The 3,366-nt window shown below is 23.9% G+C and carries 5 protein-coding genes; 4 read left to right on the forward strand and 1 reads right to left on the reverse strand.

The window, feature by feature from the left end:
- Positions 1-244: 244 nt before the first annotated feature.
- Both BR82_RS0114315 and BR82_RS0114320 read left to right on the forward strand, forming a co-directional pair.
- Positions 245-1,087 carry a hypothetical protein gene (locus BR82_RS0114315; RefSeq protein WP_027090716.1) on the forward strand — a complete coding sequence of 281 codons (843 nt, stop codon included), beginning with the start codon at positions 245-247 and terminating at the stop codon, positions 1,085-1,087.
- Positions 1,080-1,529 carry a hypothetical protein gene (locus BR82_RS0114320; RefSeq protein WP_027090717.1) on the forward strand — a complete coding sequence of 150 codons (450 nt, stop codon included), beginning with the start codon at positions 1,080-1,082 and terminating at the stop codon, positions 1,527-1,529. Before BR82_RS0114315 ends, BR82_RS0114320 begins: the two co-directional genes overlap by 8 nt.
- 2 nt (positions 1,530-1,531) lie before the next feature.
- Here BR82_RS0114320 and sspI read toward each other — a convergent pair whose 3' ends face one another.
- Complete coding sequence (gene sspI, locus BR82_RS0114325; protein WP_027090718.1) at positions 1,532-1,732, reverse strand: small acid-soluble spore protein SspI; 201 nt, start codon at positions 1,730-1,732, stop codon at positions 1,532-1,534.
- A gap of 54 nt (positions 1,733-1,786) precedes the next feature.
- On the opposite strand from sspI, the gene BR82_RS0114330 reads away from it, so the two are divergent.
- Both BR82_RS0114330 and BR82_RS0114335 read left to right on the forward strand, forming a co-directional pair.
- Positions 1,787-2,452 (forward strand): M48 family metallopeptidase, encoded by a 666-nt coding sequence (locus BR82_RS0114330; RefSeq protein WP_027090719.1) that lies wholly within the window; start codon positions 1,787-1,789, stop codon positions 2,450-2,452.
- Positions 2,449-3,165: a TrmH family RNA methyltransferase gene (locus BR82_RS0114335; RefSeq protein ID WP_027090720.1), complete on the forward strand. Its 717-nt coding sequence runs from the start codon at positions 2,449-2,451 to the stop codon at positions 3,163-3,165. The genes BR82_RS0114330 and BR82_RS0114335 overlap by 4 nt, the downstream gene beginning before the upstream one ends.
- Positions 3,166-3,366 lie beyond the last annotated feature (201 nt).

The raw sequence follows: 3,366 nt of genomic DNA on the forward strand, positions 1-3,366 counted from the left end.
GTTATTAGCCGGAGCAGCAGTGACATTATTAAAAAGGAAGAAAATTGAAGAATAGTCAATTTTAAGAACTGTTGATTAATCAACAGTTCTTTTTTACAGGAAAAAATCAAAAATTCAGATGATAAAACTATAGCTGATATTTTTGGAAAATGCGATATCGTTATGAATATTGTCGTTTTGTAAGTAACTGTTTTGCTTTCTATATAAATCAAAATAAGATATAATATACTACAGGTGATGAAATATGAGTAAAAAGAATAAGCAGAATTTATTGATGACAGTTATATTTACCTTAATAGTTTCAATAACATTATTTTATATGTATGATAATTTTATTTTTCAAACATATGGTGATGTAGTTTATTATGATTATATGTTGAGTGGTGAAAATGATGATTTAAAAGTTGAAAATATTGAAGCATATCGTAATGAAAAAACTTTTTCTATTGGGGATGGAAAGGTGATTTTTAAAAATAATGATTTAATTGAACAAGGGGCTATTGCTAATGTTGAAGTGGTATTAAAAAATGGTAAAGAAAAATATGAGTATGAAGTTAATTTAAATAATTATTCTAGTGATAATTTAAGTTATGTAATTGAAAAAGAGGTTAAGGATAATAAAATCAAATTGAGTGATGTTGAAAAAGCTAATTTAACAGTGAAAGTAAATGATGAAGTTGTCAGTGAGTTAGATTTAGAAATTACCCCTGTGGAACAATTGGAGGGTTCTAATAAAGAATATCGAATTGAAAATGCCAGTATTTCAAATAAAATGATGCGGCTGGGAAGTTTAAAAACAAACGATGAAGATATTATAAAAAAATATCCTAAAGTATCTTTAGAATATCGTTATTTAAAAGATCCTAAGAAAGATAAAGATGATAATGATAATTATGTTGTTTTTAAAAAAATTAGTGGAAATAGTAAAGATTTAATTAATTCTAATGATTACGGATCTTATTATTTAGAAGAAGGTAATTTTAAGAATAAAGAATTAAGTGTCGTAATTATTTTTAGTAGTGATGATGATAAATTTGCTTTTTCAATTGATTTAATAACTCGTCAAGTAGGTGATTATTATGGATAAAATAAAAAAAGATTTTATTGTATTTTATTTGATGCGTAATGCAGTTGCAACATTTATTATTACGATATGTTCATTTGTATATGATTTTATGAATTATTTTAATATGACTAGTACTAGAGCTATCATCAAGATTTTTTCTGATAATTTTTATACTACGGTTTATTTTTTACTGTTGTGGATATTAAACTATTTATTATTTGAAATGTATAAAATAATTATTGATTCGTTTAGAAAAGAAAATAAAGAACATGCTAAAGTTATAATAAATGATAAAGAAGTAATTTCTTATGGAACACTTTTACCATTGGTAATATTAGTTATTTTATTACTAGTTAAATTTAATCAGTTGTTTAGGATTAATTTTATTTTGCTGGTATTATTTATGCTATTAAGATCTTTAAAAGAAGAGTTCAAATATCATAGAAATAGACTCATCAAATGAGTCTATTTCAATAAATTACATAAAGAATTTATCATTTCATCTTTCTGAGTATTATTTAAAGAATTATAATATTTTTCGAATAATACTCCTAATCCTGGAAGAATCGTTTCTTCTTTAGAAGCTATACCTTCGTTGATAATTTCTTTTAATTCGTTAAAAGAACTGTCATGTAATTTAGTTAATAATGCATTACGAATATCCATATTATCACTCCAAAATTATTATAGGAAAAATATTATTTTTTATACGAGGAAGTTATGAAAATAAAAAAAATAAAAGTTGATGGGCAAATTATTGAATATCAATTAAATATAAAAAAAATTAAAAATTGTTATTTAAAAATCATTTCGGGTAAACTGATAGTTAATGCTCCACCAAATTTTCCAATTGAAATGATTGAAAAATTGATTCTTGATCATCAAGATATTATTTTACAACAAATTGGTAGTTACATTCCTAAATCTAATTATATTGATGATGGTTATGTATATATTTTTAATAAATATTATCAAATTATTTTAAAAGATATGAATATGCATAAAGCAGCTATTCATGAAGATAAAATTTATGTTTATCATCATAAAATCCAAGAAATAATTGAAAATGAACTAAAAAATATTTTATATGATTATTTAGTAAAACAAATTTGCTATTATTTAAATACGAGGTTTGATTTAACGATGCCTGAAATTGAAATAAAAAAATACAAATCACGCTGGGGAGCTTGTTTTTCAAAACAAAATAAAGTATCTTTTAATTTAGCTTTAGTACATTTAGATAAAAATTTAATTGATTATGTGATCATTCATGAATTATGTCACTTCATCCAGCCTAATCATTCAAAATTATTTTATCAAGAAATTGAAAAACGTTTATCAGATTATAAAATAAGAGAAAAAAGATTAAAGGAGATAGGAATATGATAACTTCAAGTGCTAATAATACAATTAAAACATTAATGAAATTAAAGAAAAAGAAATATCGTGATGAAACAGGTTATTATTTAATAGAAGGAGAACATCTGGTTGAAGAAGCACTGAAGGCTAAACAGGTTGAATTATTAATTTCAACTAAAGCAATCAGTAGTGATTTACCGGTTCTTGAGGTTAGTGATGAAATTATGGCAAAATTAGCTTTTACTAAGTCACCACAATCAATAATGGCAAAATGTATGATAAAAAAAGATGAAAAGTTAATCGATGGTAAACGCTATTTGATTTTAGATGATTTACAAGATCCAGGGAATATTGGCACTTTAATTAGAACAGCATTAGCGTTTTCTTTTGATCAAGTTATTTTATCTGATTGCTGTGTTGATTTATATAATGATAAGTTATTACGTTCTATGCAGGGAGCTAATTTTCATATTAGTTGTATTTATGAGAATTTAAAGACAATTATTTCTAAATTACAAGCTAATGGAGTTACTGTTGTTGGTAGTGCATTAGAAAATGGTAAAGATATAAATAAAATTGATACTTGTAAGAAAATGGCGTTTATTATAGGAAATGAAGGTAATGGAGTAAATAAAGAGATTTTAGCAAAATGTGATCAGATAGGGTACATTCCAATAAATACTATTGAATCATTAAATGCAGCTGTAGCCGGAAGTATTATAATGTATCATTTTAAATAAAAATATGAAGGTATCGATAAATCTATTAGAAAAAATATATATTTTCTAATATTGTTTGCTGAAAAATTTATGTAAGCAAGTATTAATTTTAATTAGATTTTTGAGTTGAATATCATTTTACAATACAGGGATTAAAAAAAAGTAAAAAAAAGGCGAAAAAGGTATTTACAAAGAGGGAGAGATATGGTAAATTAAGGAAGC

Source organism: Thomasclavelia saccharogumia DSM 17460 (genome assembly GCF_000686665.1).
Lineage (GTDB): Bacteria > Bacillota_I > Bacilli_A > Erysipelotrichales > Coprobacillaceae > Thomasclavelia > Thomasclavelia saccharogumia.

Coding starts and splice junctions, on each gene's coding strand:
- BR82_RS0114315 (WP_027090716.1), top strand. CDS start 245: ATGAGTAAAAAGAATAAGCAGAATTTATTGATGACAGTTATATTTACC.
- BR82_RS0114320 (WP_027090717.1), top strand. CDS start 1,080: ATGGATAAAATAAAAAAAGATTTTATTGTATTTTATTTGATGCGTAAT.
- sspI (WP_027090718.1), bottom strand. CDS start 1,732: ATGGATATTCGTAATGCATTATTAACTAAATTACATGACAGTTCTTTT.
- BR82_RS0114330 (WP_027090719.1), top strand. CDS start 1,787: ATGAAAATAAAAAAAATAAAAGTTGATGGGCAAATTATTGAATATCAA.
- BR82_RS0114335 (WP_027090720.1), top strand. CDS start 2,449: ATGATAACTTCAAGTGCTAATAATACAATTAAAACATTAATGAAATTA.